15 protein-coding genes are annotated in these 20762 nt (G+C 71.5%); 11 read left to right on the plus strand and 4 right to left on the minus strand.

Annotated features, from left to right (window positions below):
* From NBZ83_RS16455 to NBZ83_RS16470, 4 genes are all read left to right on the plus strand, one after another.
* Nucleotides 1-404, plus strand: a 404-nt coding sequence (locus tag NBZ83_RS16455; RefSeq protein WP_261575334.1) for a PP2C family protein-serine/threonine phosphatase, incomplete at its 5' end; no start/stop codon positions are given.
* Between the two features lie 342 nt (nt 405-746).
* Nucleotides 747-1436, plus strand: coding sequence for an ATP-binding protein (locus NBZ83_RS16460; RefSeq protein ID WP_368861866.1), 690 nt, complete (start codon nt 747-749; stop codon nt 1434-1436).
* Between the two features lie 328 nt (nt 1437-1764).
* On the plus strand, nt 1765-1914 hold the full coding sequence (locus tag NBZ83_RS16465) for a hypothetical protein (RefSeq protein WP_261566718.1): 150 nt from the start codon (nt 1765-1767) through the stop codon (nt 1912-1914).
* Between the two features lie 141 nt (nt 1915-2055).
* Nucleotides 2056-2583 (plus strand): NUDIX hydrolase, encoded by a 528-nt coding sequence (locus NBZ83_RS16470; protein WP_261566719.1) that lies wholly within the window; start codon nt 2056-2058, stop codon nt 2581-2583.
* Between the two features lie 10 nt (nt 2584-2593).
* Here NBZ83_RS16470 and NBZ83_RS16475 read toward each other — a convergent pair whose 3' ends face one another.
* Nucleotides 2594-4036 carry a type III PLP-dependent enzyme domain-containing protein gene (locus tag NBZ83_RS16475; RefSeq protein ID WP_261566720.1) on the minus strand — a complete coding sequence of 481 codons (1443 nt, stop codon included), beginning with the start codon at nt 4034-4036 and terminating at the stop codon, nt 2594-2596.
* 522 nt (nt 4037-4558) lie between these two features.
* On the opposite strand from NBZ83_RS16475, the gene NBZ83_RS16480 reads away from it, so the two are divergent.
* The 6 genes from NBZ83_RS16480 to NBZ83_RS16505 all read left to right on the plus strand — a co-directional run bounded on the left by NBZ83_RS16480 (nt 4559) and on the right by NBZ83_RS16505 (nt 14627).
* Nucleotides 4559-5950, plus strand: coding sequence for a diaminobutyrate--2-oxoglutarate transaminase family protein (locus NBZ83_RS16480; RefSeq protein ID WP_368861867.1), 1392 nt, complete (start codon nt 4559-4561; stop codon nt 5948-5950).
* 44 nt (nt 5951-5994) lie between these two features.
* Nucleotides 5995-7491: a pyridoxal phosphate-dependent decarboxylase family protein gene (locus tag NBZ83_RS16485; RefSeq protein ID WP_261566739.1), complete on the plus strand. Its 1497-nt coding sequence runs from the start codon at nt 5995-5997 to the stop codon at nt 7489-7491.
* Nucleotides 7488-9470: an IucA/IucC family protein gene (locus NBZ83_RS16490; RefSeq protein ID WP_261566722.1), complete on the plus strand. Its 1983-nt coding sequence runs from the start codon at nt 7488-7490 to the stop codon at nt 9468-9470. Before NBZ83_RS16485 ends, NBZ83_RS16490 begins: the two co-directional genes overlap by 4 nt.
* A complete protein-coding gene (locus NBZ83_RS16495) occupies nt 9467-11107 on the plus strand; it encodes a lysine N(6)-hydroxylase/L-ornithine N(5)-oxygenase family protein (RefSeq protein WP_261566723.1) in 1641 nt (546 codons plus the stop codon). The genes NBZ83_RS16490 and NBZ83_RS16495 overlap by 4 nt, the downstream gene beginning before the upstream one ends.
* Nucleotides 11104-13092, plus strand: a complete 1989-nt coding sequence (locus tag NBZ83_RS16500) for an IucA/IucC family protein (protein WP_261566724.1) — start codon at nt 11104-11106, stop codon at nt 13090-13092. Before NBZ83_RS16495 ends, NBZ83_RS16500 begins: the two co-directional genes overlap by 4 nt.
* Nucleotides 13093-13262: 170 nt before the next feature.
* A complete protein-coding gene (locus NBZ83_RS16505) occupies nt 13263-14627 on the plus strand; it encodes a glutamine synthetase family protein (protein WP_368861868.1) in 1365 nt (454 codons plus the stop codon).
* Between the two features lie 18 nt (nt 14628-14645).
* Here the strand turns inward: NBZ83_RS16505 and NBZ83_RS16510 are convergent, their stop codons facing one another.
* Nucleotides 14646-16952, minus strand: coding sequence for an MMPL family transporter (locus NBZ83_RS16510; protein ID WP_261566725.1), 2307 nt, complete (start codon nt 16950-16952; stop codon nt 14646-14648).
* A 108-nt stretch (nt 16953-17060) separates the two neighbouring features.
* Here NBZ83_RS16510 and NBZ83_RS16515 point away from each other — a divergent pair, with 108 nt between their 5' ends.
* Nucleotides 17061-17783 carry a TetR/AcrR family transcriptional regulator gene (locus NBZ83_RS16515; RefSeq protein WP_261566726.1) on the plus strand — a complete coding sequence of 241 codons (723 nt, stop codon included), beginning with the start codon at nt 17061-17063 and terminating at the stop codon, nt 17781-17783.
* Nucleotides 17784-17825: 42 nt separating this feature from the next.
* On the opposite strand, the gene NBZ83_RS16520 is transcribed toward NBZ83_RS16515, so the two are convergent.
* Together NBZ83_RS16520 and NBZ83_RS16525 are read right to left on the minus strand one after the other, a co-directional pair.
* Nucleotides 17826-18896 (minus strand): glycosyltransferase family protein, encoded by a 1071-nt coding sequence (locus NBZ83_RS16520; RefSeq protein ID WP_261566727.1) that lies wholly within the window; start codon nt 18894-18896, stop codon nt 17826-17828.
* Between the two features lie 555 nt (nt 18897-19451).
* A partial coding sequence (locus tag NBZ83_RS16525) for an HD domain-containing phosphohydrolase (protein ID WP_308203801.1) occupies nt 19452-20762 on the minus strand: 1311 nt, incomplete at its 5' end.

Here is a 20762-nt window from a genome sequence, read left to right on the forward strand (position 1 = left end):
GCCCGGCCCCGGCGGCCGGCGGCGCGCAGCCCGCCGGGATCCGCCTGCGGCTGTTCCTCGCCGGGCACCCCCAGCCGGTGGTGCTGCACGCGGACGGCCACGCCTCGTTCGTCGGCCGGCCGGGCACCCTGCTCGGCGTGCTCGACGACGACGAGGTCTCCTTCCCCGGCATCGACGTCACCCTCGACGCCGGTGAGTCGCTGGTCTTCTACACCGACGGGGTGATCGAGGCCCGCGACGGCCGCGACCTGCTCGGCGAGGAACGGCTACTGGCGGCGGTCGCCGGATGCGCGGGACTGTCCGCGCAGGGCATCGCCGACCGGGTGCTCGCCGTGGCCGAGCGCTTCGCCGGCGGCAACCTGCGCGACGACGTCGCGATCCTGGTCGCGCGGGTACCCGGCTGACCAGTCCCCCATCTGGTGGCTGCGACCGTCACGCCCAACCGGCACCGAAGCCGGCCGGGCGGCCATAACCGCAGGTCCCGCGATCGCGGCATGATCGGATGACGAGTGGGCATCGTTCCAAGGAGTGCGATCGGGATTCCGAGGCTTCGATCCGCCCTGAGCGGGTACACGATTAGTGATGTCCTCGTTGTTCAGGCTTGGTGGTAGATGAGCGCGTCTTCGGTTCCGATGGCCGTGGTTCGGCAGGCGACCTCTCGATGCCCACCCGCGACCCACATACTCGCCGAGCTTCCCTATCTCCCCTCGGCCGTTCCCCAGGCCCGTCGGGTCCTTCGGGAGGGCATGCGGTTGGTGCAGCTCCCCGAGGACATCCGCGGCACCGCCGAGCTGCTCGTCAGCGAACTCGTGACCAATGCCGTCAAGTACGGCCAGCCGCCGCTGTGGCTGCTCATCGAGATGCGCCCCGGGCTGATCCACGCCTCTGTCTCGGACACCTCGACCGTCCTGCCGCAGCGGCGCACGGCCGCGCCCGACGCGGAGGGTGGCCGCGGCCTGCTCGTCCTCGACGCCCTCGCCGGCAGCTGGGGAACGATCATCGCGGAGTCAGGCAAGTACCTCTGGTTCGATCTGCCGGTGCCGCACACGTCCGCCCCCGCCGGGGACGGCGCGGTCACGGCGACGGCCCCCCACGACGACGACCTCACCCCGGCGTCCGCCCGCACAGCGGAACAACCGGCGGAGTCCGCCCGGGTCGCCGCCGAGAGCTTCCCGACGGGCGGACGCCCCGGCGGACCCGCCTCACCGTCCCCGACACCGGACGCGGCTACGCCCTGCGCCACCCCACGGGCCGCCCTGGTGTCATCCGGCCTCCGCGCCGACGCGCCGACGGCGATGCCCGCGGCCTCGGCCGCCGCCTCCCAGCGGCGATCCCGCCCGGGTTCGGGCAAGGTTCGACCGACCGCCTCCGGGCCGGACGCCGCCCGGTCGGCCAACGGCCAACCCGACACCAAGATCATCGCTCGACTGGCCTGACGTCCTGAGGCGCCGATACTGCGCCGGGGGCGGCTCACTCGGTCGACAACGCCGACGGCCTGGTGACGTGGGTGATCTTCTCCTAATGATCAAGCTTGCCGCAGGTGGGCCCGCCCCGGTGCTGCGATCCACGTCGACCGCCCGGCGGGCGGTCGCGACGGTGCACGAGCCGCTGCCGCCGTCCCAGGCCAAACGGGCTGTTCTCGGCGACATCACAGCAGGCCGAGGCCGCCCTCGGGCTCGGCCTGCCCGGCACCGGGATGTGGCGATGACGGCGCCAGCTCTGATCGGAGTCGGACCGGGACCCAGGAGAAATTACCGGACGACGATGACAGAACCGGAAATCGACCTCGTCGTCATCTACTGCGCGGACCCCTCCACGCGCCGCGACTTCTACCAGACACTCGGACTCACGTCTCGCCCAGAGTTTCATGGCAACGGGCCGGAGCATTTCTCGACGACCCTGGCCAAGCGATGAAGACTGCTTCTGCCTGATACCCCGCGGCGGTGAACTGCGTCACGATGGTCCGGCACGATCCGGATTGGCGAAGTTCGAGTCGACGACGACGTCGGCGCGCATTTCGATCGAGTAAGCCATCGCCTTGGACAGGGAGGCTTCATGAAGTGGCAGGTTCATCAGGAGCGGTCCGTCTTTCGGACACCCTGGGTCAACCTCGCCTTCCTCGACGTCGAGCAGCCGGACGGGCAGCGAGCGGAGTACCACGTGGTCCGACTGCGCAATGTCGCCGTTACCGCGCTGCTGAACGAGTCGCGGCGGGTACTCATGCTGTGGCGGCATCGGTTTGTCACCGACACCTGGGGCTGGGAGCTGCCGATGGGGCTGGTGGAGGACGGCGAGGAACCCGTCGACGCCGCCGCCCGGGAACTGGAGGAGGAGACCGGCTGGCGCCCGGGACCGCTGCGACCCTTGATCTACGCACAGCCCGCGAACGGCATCACGGACGCGCAGCATTTCGTGTTCCGGGCGGACACCGCCACGTTCACCGGACCGCCCACGGAGCGCAACGAGTCGGATCGCATCGAATGGATACCCCTCGGCGAGATCGGCGAGCTCATCCGCGGCCGCGAGATCGTGAGCAGCGCGACCCTCGTCGGTGTCATGGCCCTGCTCCTCGACGGGGAGTGAAAGCCCGCGATCAGGCAGTCCGTGGGCCGCGATTCCCCCGTTCTCCGAGCACGACGCGGTGGGGTCGGGGGTGGCCGAGGAACTCCGCGAGCGCGAACTCATAGCCGTAGGCGCCGGCCATCGGAAACACAATGACATCGCCAGGTCGCACCGCGCCGACGGTGACGTCGCGCGCAAGCGTGTCTTCTGGCGTGCACAGTTCGCCCACCACAGTGACCGGTCGGCCGGAGGTGTCGATGTTCCATCCTTCTGCCACGCCGCCTTCCGCGATGCCATCGACTCCACCTGTCGACGCCTCTCCGGGACGGCAGTCCGGGCTGCTGCTGGTGGCGGCCGGCGCGGTCCTGGGCACGACCGCGAAGTTGTGCACGATCTCCCAGGAGGTCGGCAGGGCGAAATGGTGGATGCCGCCGCGCAGCACGACGAAATCGGTCCCGTAGGAGCGTTTGACGTCGATCACCTCGGCGGCGTACCAGCCGCAGTCGGCCACGAGCAGCCGACCCGGCTCAAAGATCATCTCGACGTCGGTCGGGACCGGGAGTCGCGCGAGCCCCTCCCCGAACCGGTCCAGGTCGAAGGGCCGCTCGCCGCGCCGGTCCGGCTCGAACGGCACGCCGAATCCCCCGCCCACGTCGACCACCCGCAGATCGATCCCGGCGTCGACGGCCGAGCGGTCGGCGAACTCAAGACACCAGCGGACGTAGTCCAGATGGGCGGCGGCGTCGAGATTGCCGGACACCGCGTGGACGTGGAGTCCGGCCACGTCCAGATGGGGCAGGCGCCTCGCCAGGTCCAGCACGGCCGGCACCTCCGACTCGGGGACCCCGAACGCGCTCGGCCGCCCGCCCATCTGGAGGGAACCCGAGAGGGCGACCCGCGCCGGGTTCACCCGCACCGTCACGGCGACCCGCCGGCCGAGCCGCGCCGCCACTGCCTCCAGCCGCCGCAGCTCGACCGGGCTCTCGACGTTGACCATGGACACGCCGGACTCGACCAGCGCGGTCAGCAGGGTGACCGACTTCGCCGGACCGGACGCAACCAGGTAGGGCGATCGGGCGGGGACCACCCGGCCATGGGCTTCCTGGGCCAGGCGCATCTCACGTATCGAGGAGACCTCGAAACCGTCCACCCCGCCGAGGCGGGGAACGAGTGTGTTCGGGTCGGGTCCGGCGACCGGGAGATCCCCACCCGTCCCGGCGACGGAGGCACCTCGCAGCAGCGCGTCGAGCACCGGCGGGAAGCCGTTGGCCTTCACCGCGTAGCAGATCCTCGCCCAGCTGGGCAGGCAGGCCCGCAGCGCCGTCGCGTTGCGGGCGGCGACGGCCGGGTCGTAGAGGTAGGCGCTGATCTCTTCCGCGCCTTCGGGCCCCTCTCGCACCGCCGCGAGCAGCGTGGCGGGAAGGCGTTCGGCGGGCAGGGCCTGCAGCGGAGCCGCCGACGGCGGAAGATCCATCCGAGCTCCCCTCCCCGAGGCCCGGGCGTCCGGCCGATCGGACCACCGCAGCGGTTCCCACAGTGGCCAATCCGCTGTATTTCATGCAACAAATGCATCCATCGTGATCGGGACGGCCCAACGCTCGCCAGCGGCGAAAGCCGCCATACCTGTCCGGCGATGGTGCTTGGCCCGCGTGGGCGAGGCTGAATCGGCCGCCGCACCGGCGGCGTGACCCCCGCATCGGGGTCGGCATGCCACCTTCTGGGTGTGCGTTGGGACACTGCCCGACCGGAGGGGACACCGGCCGCAGGCGCCGGGAGCAGCATTTCCGCGACGATGTAGGGCAACCAGGCGGACCATGGAGAGATCCGCCGATGGCGCCAGACGCGACCGTATCCAAGCGCGGAGCAACGGCCGGAGGGTCGACTTAGGTTAGGCTTTCCTCAACAGCTCCTGCTCGAAAGGGAGTCGCCCGCAATGACGATTTCCGCTCGAAACGGCATCAGCGACGGAACCGGCATCGATCGAGACTCTCCAGCAATGGATCCCGCCGCCATCCTCGCGCGGCAGCGCGAACGGGAGTCCTCCGCCCGGACCTACGCGCGTACCCTCCCGATCGTGCCGGTCCGTGCACAGGGGGCCACGATCGTCGGGGCGGACGGCCGGAGCTACCTGGACTGTCTGTCCGGTGCCGGCACCCTGGCGCTGGGCCACAACCATCCGGACGTGGTCCAGGCGATCACCGCGGCGCTCTCGCGGGGCGCCCCCCTGCACACCCTGGATCTCGCCACCCCCGAGAAGGACGCGTTCGTCGAGGAACTACGGGCCAGCCTGCCGCCGGGGCTGGGCAGCGACGTCAAGCTGCACTTCTGCGGTCCGAGCGGGGCCGACGCGGTGGAGGCGGCGATCAAGCTGGCCCAGACGGCGACCGGGAACCAGACCATGCTCACGTTCACCGGTGGTTATCACGGCATGACCGCGGGAGCGCTGGCGGTGACCGGGAACGTCGCCGTCAAGAACCCGTTGCCGACCGTGGGCTCCGTCGTCCGGCTGCCCTTCCCCTATCCGTACCGGTGCCCCTTCGGGGTGGGGTCGGCGCCCGACCGGGGCGCCGGCCCGGACGGGGCGGAGCTCTCCCTCCGCTACATCGAACGGCTGCTGGATGACCCGCTCGGGGGGGTCACCGACCCGGCCGGCCTCATCGTGGAGGCGGTCCAGGGAGAGGGCGGCGTGATCCCGGCGCCGGACGGCTGGCTGCGGGCCATCCGGGAGATCACCCGCCGACGTGGCATCCCCCTCATCCTCGACGAGGTGCAGACCGGGGTGGGGCGCACGGGGCGGTTCTGGGCCGCGCAGCACAGCGGGATCACCCCCGACATCGTCGTGATGTCCAAGGCAATCGGCGGCGGACTGCCGATCGCCGTGATCGCCTACCGGGCCGAGCTGGACGTCTGGGCCCCCGGCGCGCACACCGGCACCTTCCGCGGCAACCAGCTCGCGATGGTCGCCGGGCGCGCCACGCTGCGCCGGGTGCGTCGTGACGGGCTCGACGAACGCGCCGCCCGCCTGGGCTCCCGCCTGCTCGCCGGCCTCGACCATCTCGCCCGGGACCGGCCGCATGTGGGGGACGTCCGCGGCCGCGGGCTCATGCTCGGCGCCGAGCTGGTCGATCCGACCGGCACGGCGGACGCCGTCGGCGCGTATCCCGCCGATCCCCGGCTCGCCGCCCTGGTCCGCGCCGAGTGCCTTCGCCGCGGACTGATCATCGAGCTCGGTGGTCGGCACGGGGCGGTCATCCGGTTCCTGCCCCCCCTGATCATCGGCGATGAGGAGGCCGCACGCGCCCTGTCGATCCTGGCCGACGCCATCGACGCCGCCGTGCGGCGGCTCACTCCCACGCTCACCCCACCCACCGGTCGCAAGGCCGGGTGAGAGAGGTGCCGCAGTCCCAGCCGGGCCTGGACGAGCTCGTCGGGATGACCCTCACGGCGCTGGCCGAGGGCCGGCGCCGGCGCGGCGGACCGCTGCCGGCCGGTGGACCGTCCCGGGTCCGCGCGGCGGTTCAGGCCGCCCTCGGCGCATCGCCCGATCGGACCAGCCTGCTCCCCAGAACCGGGATCGGAGCCGCGGCCGCGATCACCGGACTGGTGGAGGCCCTCGCCGCAGGATCGGCGGATCCGGCGGACCCATGGTGCGCCGCCCATCTGCACTGCCCGCCGTTGCCCGTGGCAGTCGCCGCCGACCTTGCCGTGAGCACCCTCAACCCGTCCCTGGACTCCTGGGATCAGGCCCCGGCCGCGACCACGATCGAGACGGAGGTCGTCGCGGCGCTCGCCGAACTGGCCGGCTTCGACCCGGATCAGGCCGCCGGCACGATCACCACCGGCGGCACGGAGTCCAACCTCATGGGCCTGCTCCTCGCGCGGGACGCCGCGTCGAACGGGCAGCTGCGCGTGTTCCGCTCCGCCGCCGCGCACCTCTCTGTTGATCGCGCCGCCGCCGTGCTGGGCATCGACACCCCGCCGGTCGCGGCGATCCCCACCGACGGCCAGGACCGGATGCGGGTCGACCTGCTACGAAAGGCGCTCGCCGAGCATGCCGGGCCCGCCGTCGTCGTGGCCACGGCGGGCACCACCGACGCCGGCGCCGTCGACCCGCTGCGCGAGATCGCGGCTGCGGTCGAGGAGCACCGCCGTCGGCTACGCAGGCGGTCGTCCTCGGCTGCACCGGCCGAAACGGGCCATCCCGCCTCGTCCGGCTGGTTACACGTCGACGCGGCGTACGGCGGCGGCGCGCTGTTCTCCGACCGACTGGCCGCCCATCTCGACGGGGTCGCGCTCGCCGACTCGGTCGCTCTGGACCTGCACAAGCTGGGCTGGCAACCGGCTCCGGCCGGCGTCTTCCTGACGCCCCGCCCGGACGGGTGGCCCAGCCTGCGCGCCGCCCAGGCGGACTACCTTCGATCCGAGGACGACGAGGCCGCCGGTTTTCCCAGCCTCCTGGACCGGTCCTTGCGGACCACCCGCCGCGCGGACTCCTTCCCGATCGCGGTGACGTTGCGCGCGCTCGGCCGGGACGGGCTGGGCACCCTGGTCGACGCCTGCCACGATCTCGCCCGGCACGCGGAACGGACGGTCCAGGCCGATCCCCGCCTCGAGCCTGCCTTTCCGGTCACCCTGACCACGGTCGTCTTCCGCTACCGCCCACAGGCCGACGTCACCGGCTCGGCGGCGGCGTGCACCGCCGAACGGCCGGACCAGCTCAACGACGCGATCCGCCGCGCACTGCTGCTCGACGGGCGTGCGGTGGTCGGCCGGACCCGCGTGGGGTCCGATCGGGCCGTGCACCTGAAACTCACCTTGCTGAACCCCAACGCCACCCGGGCCGACGTGGACGCACTGCTCCGCCTGATTGCCACGACCGGCGACGAACTCGCCGGCGGGTACGGCGGCGAGACCAGGAGCATCCCGTGACCGCGGACCAGCCCACGGCCGCCACCGTCGCCGATGACCTCGTCACCGAGACCCTCCTGCGCTGCTGGCTGCGGGAGACCGGCGCCCGGCCGGACGCCGACGCCCGCACGATCGACGTCGGGCTGCCGGCGTCAGGCCTGTCCATTCGGGCGAGGGTGACCCACCGCTCGCCGTCCGGGTGGCACCGGTTCACCCAGCCCGAACTGGTCTCCCCGGCGGGCGCGCCGTCGCCCGTCGATGCCGGCCTGCTCGCCACGCTCCTCGTCCGTGAGGTCACCGCGGAACAGGGGCTGCCCGCCGCCCACGGGACCGAGGCGTTGGGCCGGATCATTGATTCGGCATGCCGGATCGCCGCCCATCTCGACGCTCGGCGGACCGGCGGGCACCCGAGTGCCGTCCCCCCGTTCCTGGCCGCGGAGCAGGCGTCGCTCACGGGCCATCCCTTCCACCCAGCCGCGGCGAGCAGGCAGGGAGCATCCGACGAGGCGATGGCCGTCTACTCCCCCGAGCGGGCCGGTTACTTCGCGTTGCACTGGTTCGCCGCGCATCCCTCGGTGGTGTCGACATCGGGTGCCCCGGCGGCGGAAGGCAGCCCCGCGGCGCAGTTGCCGGGAGGCCGACACCCGGTCACGCGCCTGCTGGCCGAGTTGTTCGGCGGCGACGCCATCCCCGGCACGACGGGGGGGTACCGCCCGATCGGAGCAGATCCGTCGGCGCCCCCCGGCACCGATCGAGGCGGCCCGCCAGACCCGCGCCTTCCGCCCGGCTATGTTCCGGTGCCCGCCCATCCGTGGCAGGCCCGTGAACTCACCGGTGGTGCGGACGGCCCGCTCGCCCAGCTGCTCGCCGACGGGCGCCTCATCGACCTCGGCAGGTCGGGCCCGTGGTGGTACCCCACGTCTTCGCTGCGGACCGTCTGGCGGCCGGACAGCCGGGTGATGCTCAAGTTCTCCCTGGGCCTGCGCATCACCAACTCGCGCCGAGTCCTGCACCTCGGAGAACTCCGACTCGCAGAGATGATCACTAGGCTGGTCGACGCGGGCCTCGGCGCCGCTCTCACCGCACGGCATCCGGACTTCCACCTCATCGGGGAGCCCGACTGGGTGGCGGTGACCCGTCCTGACCGCCGTCCGCTGTCCAGGGGATCTGATCAGCTGGGCATCCCCGTGTCGGCCAAGGCATCCGACGGTGGCGACAACGGTGCGGTGGCGCTGGCGACCGCCATTCGGACGAACCCCTTCGGCCCGACCGACCGGGCGGTGAGCATGGCGGCGCTGGTCGCGCCCCGGCCCGATCGGGCGGCGGACAGCCGCGGGCGGTCCCGGGCGGCGATGCTTCCCCGGCTGCTCACCCGGCTGGCCGACCGGCGGCACGAACCCGTCCGGGCGCTCGCCGAGACCTGGTTCGAGCGCTACCTGACCGTGCTCGCAGCGCCCGTGCTGGACCTGTACCTGCAGTTCGGCGTGGGCGTCGAGGCGCATCTGCAGAACACCCTGGTCACGCTGGACGCCGACGGCTGGCCGGTAGCCGGGTGGTACCGCGACAGCCAGGGCTACTACGTGGCCGCCTCGGCCGCTTCGGCCACGGAACACCTGCTGGCCGGCTTTGCCACGAACCTCGACGTGATCTTCGATGACGAGCTGGTAGCGGAGCGCATCATCTACTACCTGTTCGTGAACAATGTCTTCGCCGTGGGCGGAGCCCTGGGCGCGGCCGGCGTCGCCGACGAACACCGCCTGCTTGGGCGAGCACGCGACCTGCTGTCCCGGATGGATTCGGACGCCCGGTCGGACCGCGGGCCGGCCGGGCCGCCCGCCGTCCGGCGCCGGCTGCTCGCCACCCTCCTGACGTCCCCCACCCTGCCCAGCAAGGGCAACCTGCGCACCTGCGTGGACGGCCGCGACGAACTGATTGGACCAGTGGCCACCCAGTCGGTCTACGTACAGATTCCGAACCCGCTGCTGGAGGCCGCCCCGTGACGTCCCGCATCCCGCTCGCATCCCGCGACGAGCCGCCGCGGACCGCGGTCGCGGCTGCGGCTGCGGCTGCGGCGCCCGGCCTCCCCCATCCGGAGACCCCGGACTATGACGTGGTGGGGGTCGGGCTGGGCCCGTTCAACCTGTCGCTGGCCGCGCTCGCCGACGGACTCCCCAGCCTGCGTGCCGCCTTCTTCGAGCAGGCGCCGGCGTTCAGCTGGCATCCCGGGCTGCTGCTGGAGGGCACAACCCTGCAGGTGCCGTTCCTCGCCGACCTGGTCACTCTCATCGATCCGACCAGCCCCTGGTCGTTCCTGTCCTACCTGCGGGCGCACGACCGGCTCTTCCGCTTCTACCTCTACGAACGCTTCCACATCCCCCGCCGGGAGTACGACGCCTACTGCCGGTGGGTCGCCGAGGGCCTGCAATCCACCCATTTCGGCGCCCGGGTGGAAGCGGTCCGTTGGCATCCCGACGCCGGGTTGTTTCGCATCGTGGTCACGCGGACGACACCGCCGCCTGCGGGGACGTTGCGCGGCGAGGCCTCCGAGTCAGCTGGTACCTGGTCCACCCGGGTGGTCACGGCAAGGCATCTGGTGCTCGGGATCGGCACCGAGCCGACCACGCCACCAGCCTTCGCCGGAGTCTCGAGCGACCGGGTGTTCCACTCGGCGCACTACCGCCAGCGGCGCGCATCGCTGGCCGAACTGTCCCACATCACCGTGGTCGGATCGGGCCAGTCCGGCGCCGAGGTGTTCGCCGACCTGCTGCGCAACCAGCAGACGGCGACACAGCACCTGACCTGGATCACCCGCACCCCCGCCTTCGCCCCGATGGAGTACTCGAAGCTGGGCCTCGAACAGTTCACCCCCGACCACATCCGTTACTTCCACGGGCTCGAGCAAGGCCGCCGGGACGCTCTCGTCCCGGCGCAGTGGCAGTTGTACAAGGGGATCGACGCGGACACCATCGCGCAGATCTACGACCTGCTCTACGAACGGACGATCGACGGTGGCGACGAGGCGGCAACGCTGATGCCGGGGGTGTCGGTACAGTCGGCATCGCTGGACGACGAGCGAGGAAAGATCGCGCTCGGTTGCCGCCACCGCGATCAGGACCGGACCTTCCCGCTGGCCACGGACGCGGTGGTGCTGGCCACCGGGTACGCGGCCCGCCGTCCGGCGTTGCTCGACCCGGTCGCCGGGCTGCTGGCACTCGACGACGCCGGACGGTTCCAGATCGACGCCCGCTACCGGATCGCCACCGATCCGGGCCTGACCGGACACCTGTACGTCCAGAACGCCGAGTTGCACACCCACGGGGTCGGTGCCCCCGACCTCGGCCTGGGTGCCTGGCGGGCCGCGGTCATCCTCGATGACCTGACCGGGGGGCACGCGTACCGACTGCCACCGCCGTCGGCGTTCACGACCTTCGGCGCGCCTCCCCGCACGGGCGGGTCCCACCACGCACCACGGACAACGGCGACGACAGCGACCAGCCCGGCCGGGCGGGGCACCTCCGCCGCCGGCACCACGGCCGATGGTGGGGGACTCCGCGAGCCCGAGGCCGCGGCGGACGTGGACTCCGATCGGGCGGCGCGGCGGCGGCATCCCGTCATGCTTGGCGAGGGCGACCGTTGACCGTCCGCCCTCCTGCCGAGCAATCCCCGCTGCCGGTGGCGGCTCCGGGCCGGTCAGCCGACCGCTGGCGGCAGGCCGGACGCTCGCTGCTGGCCAAGCTCATCGCGGAACTGGCCTATGAGGACCTGCTCAGGCCGCAGATCGACGACGGCGGGGCCGCGAACCTCCACGAGGATGGCCCGATCGGTCGAGGGCCCGCGCTGGCCTACCGGTTGGTGGCGGCCGGCGCCGTCTACCGATTTCGCGCTCAGCGGGGCACGTTCGGATCCTGGTGGATCGATCCCGAGAGCCTCACCCGTGCCGCCCCTTCAGTCGGCGGGCAGGAGCCCGACCCGGTGCGCTTTCTGCGGGATGCGCAGTCCCTGCTCGGGTGGCCCGATCCGGTCCTTGCCGACGTGGTGCGCGATCTGCTCGCCACCCAGTCGGCCGACCAGCGCCTACTGACGACGGCGCTGCCCGCGGCAGCCCTCGCCGACCTGCCCTTCGTCGCGTTGGAAGGCCATCAGTCGGGTCATCCCTGCCTCGTCGCCAACAAGGGACGCCTCGGCTTCGGCGCGGCCGTCGACCAGTACAGCCCGGAGGCCCGGTCGCCCTTCCGCCTGCGTTGGGTGGCCGCACATCCCGCAATCGGGCGGTACTGGGACATCGCGCCGGCCAACCTCGAGCCGGCCAACCTCGAGCCGCCGGACGGGTCCGCCACGGGCCGGTCGGGCAATGCCGCCCTCGTTCACGCCGAGTTGGACGCGGGCACCCGCGCCCGCTTCACCGACGTCCTCGCCCACGCCCTGATGGCCGATCCGGCTGCCGCCGGCGGGGCCGCCGAGGATTACCTCTGGCTACCGGTCCACCCATGGCAGTGGGAGAACGTGATCGTTCCACTGTTCGCCGCCGAGCTGGCCACCGGACTCCTGGTCCCCTTGGGCGAGGGGCCGGACCGGTACCTCCCGCTGCAGGCCGTCCGCACGCTCGCCAACATCGACCGGCCGGAGCGACGCAACGTCAAGCTTGCGCTGATGATCCGCAACACCCTGGTCTGGCGGGGCATGTCCGCGGCGGACGCCGCCGCCGGGCCGGCGGTGTCACGCTGGTTGCTCGACCTGCGCGACGCCGATCCGTTCCTGCGCGAGGTGACGGGGGTGCTGCCCCTGGCCGAGATCGCCGGCGCCGCCGTCACCCATCCGGCCTACGACGCCATCCCCGACGCGCCCTACCGCCTGCACGAACTGCTCGGCGTGGTCTGGCGCGATCCGGTGGAGCGGCATCTCGCCGCCGGGGAGCGGGCTCGCAGCCTCGCGTCGCTGCTCACGATCGGGTCGGACGGACGTCCCCTCGCCGCGGAGTTGGTGGCCCAGTCGGGCCGGTCGGGCCGGGACTGGCTCACCGCCCTGTTCACCGCGTTGCTACCGCCGCTGCTGCACTATCTGTACCAATACGGGGTCGCCTTCACCCCGCATGGCGAGAACGTCATCTGCATCTTCGACGCCGATCACCTGCCCCGACGGATCGCGGTGAAGGACTTCGGCGCCGACATCGAGCTGGTGGACGGCGATTTCCCCGAACGAGCGAACATGCCTGCACAGGCGGCCATGCACTGCCGCCGCTGGCCCGGGCCGATGTTGGCCCACTCGGTGCTCTCCGCCGTGTTCACCGGCCACTTCCGCTACTTCTCCGTGCTCGTGGCAGATCATCTGCAGGTTGCGGAGGGCGAGTTCTGGCGGCTGGTCCGGGCGACGATCGACGGCTACCACGATCGGTTCCCCCAGTTACGGGAACGCTTCCGCGAGATTGATCTACTCACGCCGAGCTTCGACCGGGTCTGCCTGAACCGCGAGCAGCTCGCCGGCGCCGGGTTCCACGACCGGGCCGAGCGGGACGGTGGATTCGACCTGATGCACGGCGAGGTCGCCAACCCGGTGGCGACGTTGACGGCCCGTGCGCCCGCAGTCGAGCCCACGGATTCGATGGCACGAACGGAGGATCGTTGACATCGCCGTCAGCGCCGACACCACCTGCCCGGTCGGCGGGGTCCGCCGCGTCGGGGAGCCCTACCGACCCGAACCCGGTGGACACCAACCCACAGGCGACGCTGACCGATCCCCAGTCGGAGGCGCACCTCGATCCACAGGTGGCGCTGCCCGATCCGCGAGCGGCGGGTATCGAGGCCCTGTCCGGGCTCCTGACCGGGGACCATGCGGTCGAGGAGGTCGTCGTCGCCACCGTCGACCTGCAGGGCCGACTGGTGGGCAGCGCCGTGTCCCCCGAGCACTTCGCGCGCGAGGTGCTCACCGACGGGCTGGGCGCATGCACCTACCTGCACGCTGTCGACGTGGACATGCAGACCGACGGCGGCTATCCGCGCACCCCCTGGTACGACGGCTTCGGTGATCTGCGGCTCCGGCCCGATCTGACCAGCCTGCGCCGGGCCCCGTGGCGCCCGTCCTGCGCGGTGGTCCTTGCGGACGCGTTCTGGCCCGACGGGACCCCCGTGGACGTGGCCCCCCGAACGGTGCTGCGCCACCAGCTCGATGCGCTCGCCGCCGCCGGGCTCACCGCCCTCGCCGGGACCGAGCTGGAGTTCCTGGTCTTCCGCGAGTCCTACAAACGGGCGGCGCGGCGTTCCTGGTCCGGGCTCAGCCCAGCCAGCCGTTACAACATCGACTACGCACTGTTCGGCACCGAGGAACTCGACGACCTGACCCGCCGCATCCGGCGGGCCATGGCCGACGCCGGGATCGCGGTCGAGTCGGCTCGGGGCGAGGTCCATCCGGGCCAGTACGAGATTGTTTTCCGGTACGCCGAGGCGCTCCAGACGTGCGACAACCACGCCCTCTACAAGACGACCGCAAAGAAGATCGCCGCCGCATCGGGACAGGCGTTGACCTTCATGGCGAAGTACGACGAGGGCGAGGGGAACTCCTGCCACGTCCACCTGTCCCTGCGCGCGGCAGGCGGTGACGAGCCGGTTTTTGCCGCCTCACGCGAAACCAGTCGATCTGACGTCGCGGGAATGTCGCCGCTGATGTGCTCCTTCGTCGCCGGCCAGCTGAGCTGCATGGCTGACTTCACGCTGCTGTTCGCACCCAACGTCAACTCCTACAAGCGGCTCGCCCCCGGTGCGTTCGCGCCGACCAGGGTGAGCTGGGGTCGTGACAACCGGACGTGCGCGGTCCGGGTCGTCGGCAGCGGAACGGGGCTGCGTATCGAGCACCGCGTGCCCGGCGGGGACGCGAACCCCTACCTCGCCGTGGCCGGCATGATCGCCGCCGGCCGGTACGGGATGGAGCAGGGGCTCACCCTCGAACCCGGTCGGATCGGCAACGCCTTCACCATGCCGGGGCTCGCGCCGCTGCCCGCGACGCTGCGCGACGCCGTCGAACGGTGGCGGTCGAGCGCGGTGGCCCACGCGGCGTTCGGCGACCGGGTGGTCGCCCATCTGGCCCATGCGGCCGAGGTCGAGCTGGCCGGGTACGAGGGCACGGTCACCGACTGGGAGCGCCGACGCGGCTTCGAGCGCTTCTGAGCCGGCGGCCCCGTCCCGTCAGGCACGCCTGCCGGCCAGCTCTTCTACGGGCCCGGCCGGCGGGGCGGGGGCGCGGTACTCGTGGAGTCCGAACCGGTCATGCAGGATCCGCAGTGGGCGCGGCGCCCACCAGTTCGCGTTGCCCGCGACCCGCATGAACGCGGGGACAAGCACTCCCCGGATGAGCGTCGCGTCCAGCACGATGGCCAGCGCCGTTCCGACCCCGAACATCTGCATGAAGCGGACCGACGAGGTCGCGAAGGCGACGAAGGTGACCGCGAGCAGCGCCGCCGCGGTGGTCACGATTCGTCCAACCCGGGCGAGCCCGGTGGCGACAGCCTCGGAGTTGTCTGCCCCGGCATCGTGCGCCTCCTTGATCCGCGAGAGCAGGAAGACCTCGTAGTCCATCGACAGCCCGAAGGCGATGCAGAACAGCAGCACCGGCATGGACGTGTCCAGCGGGCCTGGGGTGAAGTCGAGCAGTCCCGCGAGGTGCCCGTCACTGAAGATCCACACGGATGCGCCGAACACCGCGCACATGGCCAGGCCGTTGAGCACGATCGCCTTCACCGGTAGCAGCACGCTGCCGGTGAACAGGAACAGCAGGACGAAGGTGGCCAGCGCGATCAGGCCGAGTGCGAGAGGAAGCCGGTCAGCGACCGTGTTCTTGCCGTCCACCAGGACGGCGGGCGCCCCGCCGATCAGGGCGCTGGTGCCGGGGGGCGACGGCACCGCGCGGGCGGCCCGGACAAGATCCTGCGCGCGACCCGACGCATAGTCCACCGAGGCCACCACCTGCAGCGAATCCGCGCCGGCGGCCGCGAAGCGGCTGCTGGCCGGACCGGGGGGTACGGCGCGCCGGCCCTGCACGTAGGTTCCCAGCGCACTGTCCACGCGGGCCACGTCGGGCAGCCGCGACAGCGTCGCCGTGTAGGCGGCCAGCGCCGACCGGTCGACCGGCCCCGTTCCGGCGGCCTGCACGACGACCTCCATCGCACCGCCGAGGTCAGCCGCGAAGTCCTCGCGCAGCGCGTCCCCGACCACCCGGCTCGACGCCGAGCCGGGCTGGAGCACCCGGTCGTCCGGCGTCCCGAAGTCCACGTGCAGAAACGGCGACCCGAGCACGAACAGCACCACGACCACCGGCAGCCCGGTGAGCACGGGGCGGCGCATCACCGTCGCCGCCACCCGTCGCCAGAACGGGGATTCACCCGCCTTCTGCGCCCCGGTCGCTGCCCCCCCGTCCGCACCGGGCACCCCCACCCGCTCCGGCCGGCTTGTCCGGCGTCGGCGGACCAGTCCGATCAGGCCACCCACCTGCCAGGAGTTCACCCGCTCCCCGAGCAGCATCAGCAGCGCCGGCAGCGACACGATCGCCGCCACGACCGCCACCAGCGTCACCCCGATGCCCGCATACGCCATGGACTTCAGGAAGTACGGCGGGAACAGCAGCATCACCGCCAACGCCACGATCACCGTGGCACCGCTGAACAGGATGGTCCGACCGGCGGCGTGAACGGTCACCGCCACCGCGTCGGCGCGCTCACGACCGGCCGCCAGCTCCTCGCGGAACCGGCTGACCATCAACAGGGAGTAGTCGATGCCGAGACCGAGGCCCATCGCCGTCGCGAGGTTCACAGCGAAGATCGACACATCGGTGAGCCCGCCGATCACGGACAGGGTCGCGAAGCCACCGACGATGCCGAGCAGTCCGATGCCCAGCGGCAGCAGCGCGGCGACGACGCCGGCGAACGCCATCACCAGCAGCACCAGGGTGATGGGGATGGCGATCGACTCGGCCACGGCGAGGTCGGCGGAGACCTGGTGGCCGATGTCCTCGCCCACCGTCGCCCGACCACCCGGTCGGACGGTCACCGGGTCGGGCCAGCGTTTCCCCGACTCGTAGCGATCGACGATGTCCGAGGCCTCGTCATCGTCCCGCACGCTGGCCACGACCAGCGCCGATCGACCGTCTCGGGAGCGCAGCGACGGCCCCCCGCCGGTCCAGTAGGACACGACGTCGCGGGCGCCCGGCTGGGCGGCGAGATCGGCCGCCACGGACCGGCCCGCGGCGGCGACTGTCGCGTCGTCGACATCCCCCCGCCGGGCGGTGACGAGAAGGAGCACGTTTGGACGGCCGTGAAAGCGGGCGTCCATCACATCGGCCGCCCGGCTGGACTCCGACGCCGGGTCGTCGAAGCCCGCGGTCTGCAGCTTACCGAAGGCCGTGCTCGCCAGGACGCCGCCGCCGAGCAGGAGGACAACCGTGAGGACCAACACCAGGCGGGGACGGCGCGTCACCAGCGCCACGAGGGACGAAAACATGGTTTCCTCCGCAGATGGGGTAACCCTGCAGAGAACAGTGTTCGCGAACGATGTTCTCGTCAAGACCGGGTTGACGCGTAGTTGACAGCGTTCACCGCGAGATCGACCATGACCGCCGTGAGTAGTCCAGTCCCGCGCCGAGAACGGCTACGGCGCGCCACCCTCGAGGAGATCAAGCGCACCGCGCACGCCCAGCTGGCGGAGCTCGGTCCCGCCGCGCTGTCCCTTCGGGGGGTGGCGCGCGCGATGGGCATGGCCCCCTCGGCCCTGTACCGCTATGTGGACAGCCGAGAGGTCCTGCTTGAGGAGCTGACGGCCGACGGCTTCGCCTCGCTGGCCGACGCCCTGGAGGCGGCCTTCGCGGCCGGCGATCCGCACGACCACCTGGGTCGGTGGCTGGACGTCACCCGGGCGCACCGTCACTGGGCACTGAACCACCCGGTCGAGTACAGGTTGATCTTCGGTCCGCGGGTGCCGGAAGGCAGGTCCGTCGACAACCGGGTGGCCGCGGAGCTGAAGCGCTCGGTGGCCGTGCTTTTCCGCTGTATGACGGAGGCGATCGAGGCCGGGCTGGTCGACACCGGCCAGGTCGGCGCCGGGCTCACCCCGACGATGCAGGCCAGGCTGCGGGCCTGGGCAGCTGACCACGCAGTGCCGATCGGCCCCGCTGGCATGACGGTGTGCCTGACGGCCTGGACCCAGCTGCACGGCTTCCTGTCGCTGGAAACCTTCGGCCACCTCCCGCCGGCCCTCGGTGATCCCGCCGACCTGTTCGACCGGCAGATGACCGACGTGTTCGCCCAGGCCTGCCGGCCCCGCCCGGCCGGGTGAGGCGCCCCGACCGGGCCACTCGGCTCGGCCGGGGCGGATTGGTCAGGCCGACGCGCGCATCCGGCGTTCCAATGCGTCCAGGGCGACCCGGCGGGCACTCTTGATCTCCGGAAGCCGGGCCTGATATGCCGGTGCCGTGGCCAGCGGCTGGTAGAAGCCCATGCGCGGGATGAAATCCGCCTCGTCGTAACCCGGCGGTCGGTGCAGTGCGTAGGTGCGGCCCGGGAATAGCAGGTCGTAGTTGTCCGCGATCTGCCAGATGGCGACATGCGGATCGACCCGGCGCCGCTGGAAGTATGCCTCCAGGACATCGATTGTGAAACTAATCTCATGGAACTGTTTCACGAGGCTGTGGTAATGCTGGCCGACCTGATACTTGATCGGCAGCTCGACCTGCAGACTGTCCGAGTAGTCGAGCAGGTCGAGGGCCAGAACCTTCAGCGAGGTCTCCACGCCATACCCGCGCGAGAAGGCCAGCGCCGCGAAGACATCCGCGTCGATGACGAACTCCCCGATCAGGGGTTGGATAGTCCGCGTGATGGACGGCACATACCGGGCAAGCTGCTTCGACAACAACGATCGCAGCATCTCGGTGGTACGCCCGCCAGGCTGACCGTCGCCCGTCACCCTGCGCGAACTTCCGTTCACAAAAAGCGGAGCATTCCCAGCCGTCGTCGCCGCGGCGAGCACCCCCACTGTGTACGGATCGTAACTTTCGAGATCGGCGTCGTGGAAGATGAGCCGATTGCCGAACGCAAGGTAGGCGAGGCTACGCATGGCGCCGGCCTTCCCGCCGGTCGCCGTCTCCTCCCTGCCGGCATGTCGTTGCAGGACGGAATGCCCGCGGACGACCCAGCTCGCACCCGCATCCGTCGCGATGCGCACCAGGTCGTGCTCGTCCCCGTCCGAAGACGGATCGACGACGACGCCGATCTCGTCCAGAACACTGCGTTCCTGCATCCACCGCTGCCGGTTCTGCGCGATGATCTCGCCGAGGGTCCGAGCCGCCTCCGGGCCGCGGGCCGGGATCAACAGGCTCAGGGTGATGCCCTTGGCAAGCTTGTCCACCTCGATCGTGTCGAGGTCGAGGCCGATGGGTTCGAGCGTTCGCACGGACGCCCCTCTCTCGTGACCTTTCTTGGGTACGGACAGCCCCCGTACCGGTGAAAACGTCCCGTCGGGATCGCTACTACGGACGTTGCGGAGTCGGTATCAGGCGGACCGGACGGTGATTCCCCCTCGTGCCGCTGTCCGCATGATTGCGTACCTCCGTTCGCAACGCCCCACCCGCCTGGGTCGATTCCGGTACCTCCCCCGAGCTCGGGTTCGCCGCGTCCTCTTCGCGGTCTGGCGGAGCACGACCGATCCGACACATGCCAGGTACTGGAGCGTCAAAGTATCGGTGTTGCGGCTCTATCCGTCACTCCCCCTCTTTCCGGGCAGGTATCAGCCACCACTTTCGGGACCGAGCGCGGACACGCCGCGCCGTACCGGAACCGCACTACTGGCCCAAATAGTTACGGTGAGTATCTGACCAAGCGCCCGGAGCGGTTGCTCTCGGACCCATCGGGAAAGAACTACCCGCTGCCGGGCCAGCCGATGCCAGGCCGGCATCGGCCCACCGCGCTGTCGGCGAAGAAGTCGAAGGGAAGTCGTGCTCGGTCAACCTCACAGTCGGGACACCGGCGTGCGGCCGGGCGAGTCCAGCACCGGCCGGTCGGCCGCCCGCGCGGCCGGGGTGGTCATAAGTCGGTCGCCCGGATGGGGCAGTCCGACTCGCCGGTCCGACTCCAGGGCGAGAAAGACGTCGACGACCACCGGGTCGAACTGGGTGGCGCGCCCCATCCGCAGCTGCTCGCGGGCGGCTGGCCCGCTCAGGGGATCCCGCCCACCTCGCCCACCGCGCATCGCCGCCCAGGCCGTGCAGACCGCCAGGGCTCGTGCCTCGATTCGGATCCCGGACCCGGCGATCCCGTTGGGGTAGCCACCCCCGCCGAACCACTCCCGCTGCTGGGCGATGATCTCTGCCTCGATCTGCAGACCCGGCACCTGGGCCAGTAGGTTCGCGCCCATCAGCGGGTGCATCCGGATCAGCCGCCACTCCTCGGCATCCAGGGGGCCCGGTCGGGCCAGCACATGCGGCGGAAGGAGGATCTTGCCCACGTTGTGCAGCCGCCCTGCCAGGCGGGCCCGGTGCCGCGTCACGGCGGCATGGCCGAGCACGGTGAGGACCTCGGCAAGCCAGCGCCCCACCGCTCGGCCGTCCGCTCGCGGTGCGTGGCAGGCATCGACCTGCTCGGCGATTCGGCGCAGGCATTCGATGCCGTCGGGTAGGCGCCCGGCCAGCTCATGCGGCTCCGCGGCCAGTACCGCGGCCACCGCGGTGGCGACCGCCGAGGCGGCCACGTCTGCCGCCACGGGCTCGGTGGACGAGGCCGGCGTGCCGCCCGGATCGACGCTGGTTGCATGGCCCGATCGGGCCTGTTCGCCGTCGTCACCGGCCCACCACCCGCCCCACCCGGACGCGGACGCGGACGCGCCGAGTGCACCAAATGGTCCACTCGGCCGGAGCGGGGGCACCGATCCGAACGGATCAACGGCTGCCCGCAGGAGCATGGGCGGGCCGATGCCCAGTGGGTCAACCGCGGCCCCGCCGGCCGCGGAACGATCGCCGGCGGCCCCTTCCCTCGGCAGACGACGGGATGGCACGGAGTCGAGCGCGGAGAGACCGAACGCCGGCAGACCGACTGCCGGACGACCGACCGCCGCCAGTCCGGCCGGTCGCGGACGAGGCGAAGCCGGCCGAGCGGGCGCCGGCGCCGCGGCCGGGGCCCGCCCCTCCGGTGTCATCCCCTCCGGACCGATCGCGACCCGGTTCCGGCCCGCCTCCTTGGCGACGTACAGGGCGCGGTCCGCGACCTCGACCAGCGCGCGAACATCGTCCGCGTCGTCGGGCAGGACCGCGCCACCGACCGAGAC

This window comes from Frankia gtarii (assembly GCF_025403375.1).
Lineage (GTDB): Bacteria > Actinomycetota > Actinomycetes > Frankiales > Frankiaceae > Frankia > Frankia gtarii.

What these genes read in the sequence shown, in the direction of transcription:
- NBZ83_RS16460 (WP_368861866.1), top strand. Translation starts at nt 747, where the DNA reads ATGCGGTTGGTGCAGCTCCCCGAGGACATCCGCGGCACCGCCGAGCTG.
- NBZ83_RS16510 (WP_261566725.1), bottom strand. Translation starts at nt 16,952, where the DNA reads ATGTTTTCGTCCCTCGTGGCGCTGGTGACGCGCCGTCCCCGCCTGGTG.
- NBZ83_RS16480 (WP_368861867.1), top strand. Translation starts at nt 4,559, where the DNA reads ATGGATCCCGCCGCCATCCTCGCGCGGCAGCGCGAACGGGAGTCCTCC.
- NBZ83_RS16465 (WP_261566718.1), top strand. Translation starts at nt 1,765, where the DNA reads ATGACAGAACCGGAAATCGACCTCGTCGTCATCTACTGCGCGGACCCC.
- NBZ83_RS16470 (WP_261566719.1), top strand. Translation starts at nt 2,056, where the DNA reads ATGAAGTGGCAGGTTCATCAGGAGCGGTCCGTCTTTCGGACACCCTGG.
- NBZ83_RS16515 (WP_261566726.1), top strand. Translation starts at nt 17,061, where the DNA reads ATGACCGCCGTGAGTAGTCCAGTCCCGCGCCGAGAACGGCTACGGCGC.
- NBZ83_RS16475 (WP_261566720.1), bottom strand. Translation starts at nt 4,036, where the DNA reads ATGGATCTTCCGCCGTCGGCGGCTCCGCTGCAGGCCCTGCCCGCCGAA.
- NBZ83_RS16485 (WP_261566739.1), top strand. Translation starts at nt 5,995, where the DNA reads ATGACCCTCACGGCGCTGGCCGAGGGCCGGCGCCGGCGCGGCGGACCG.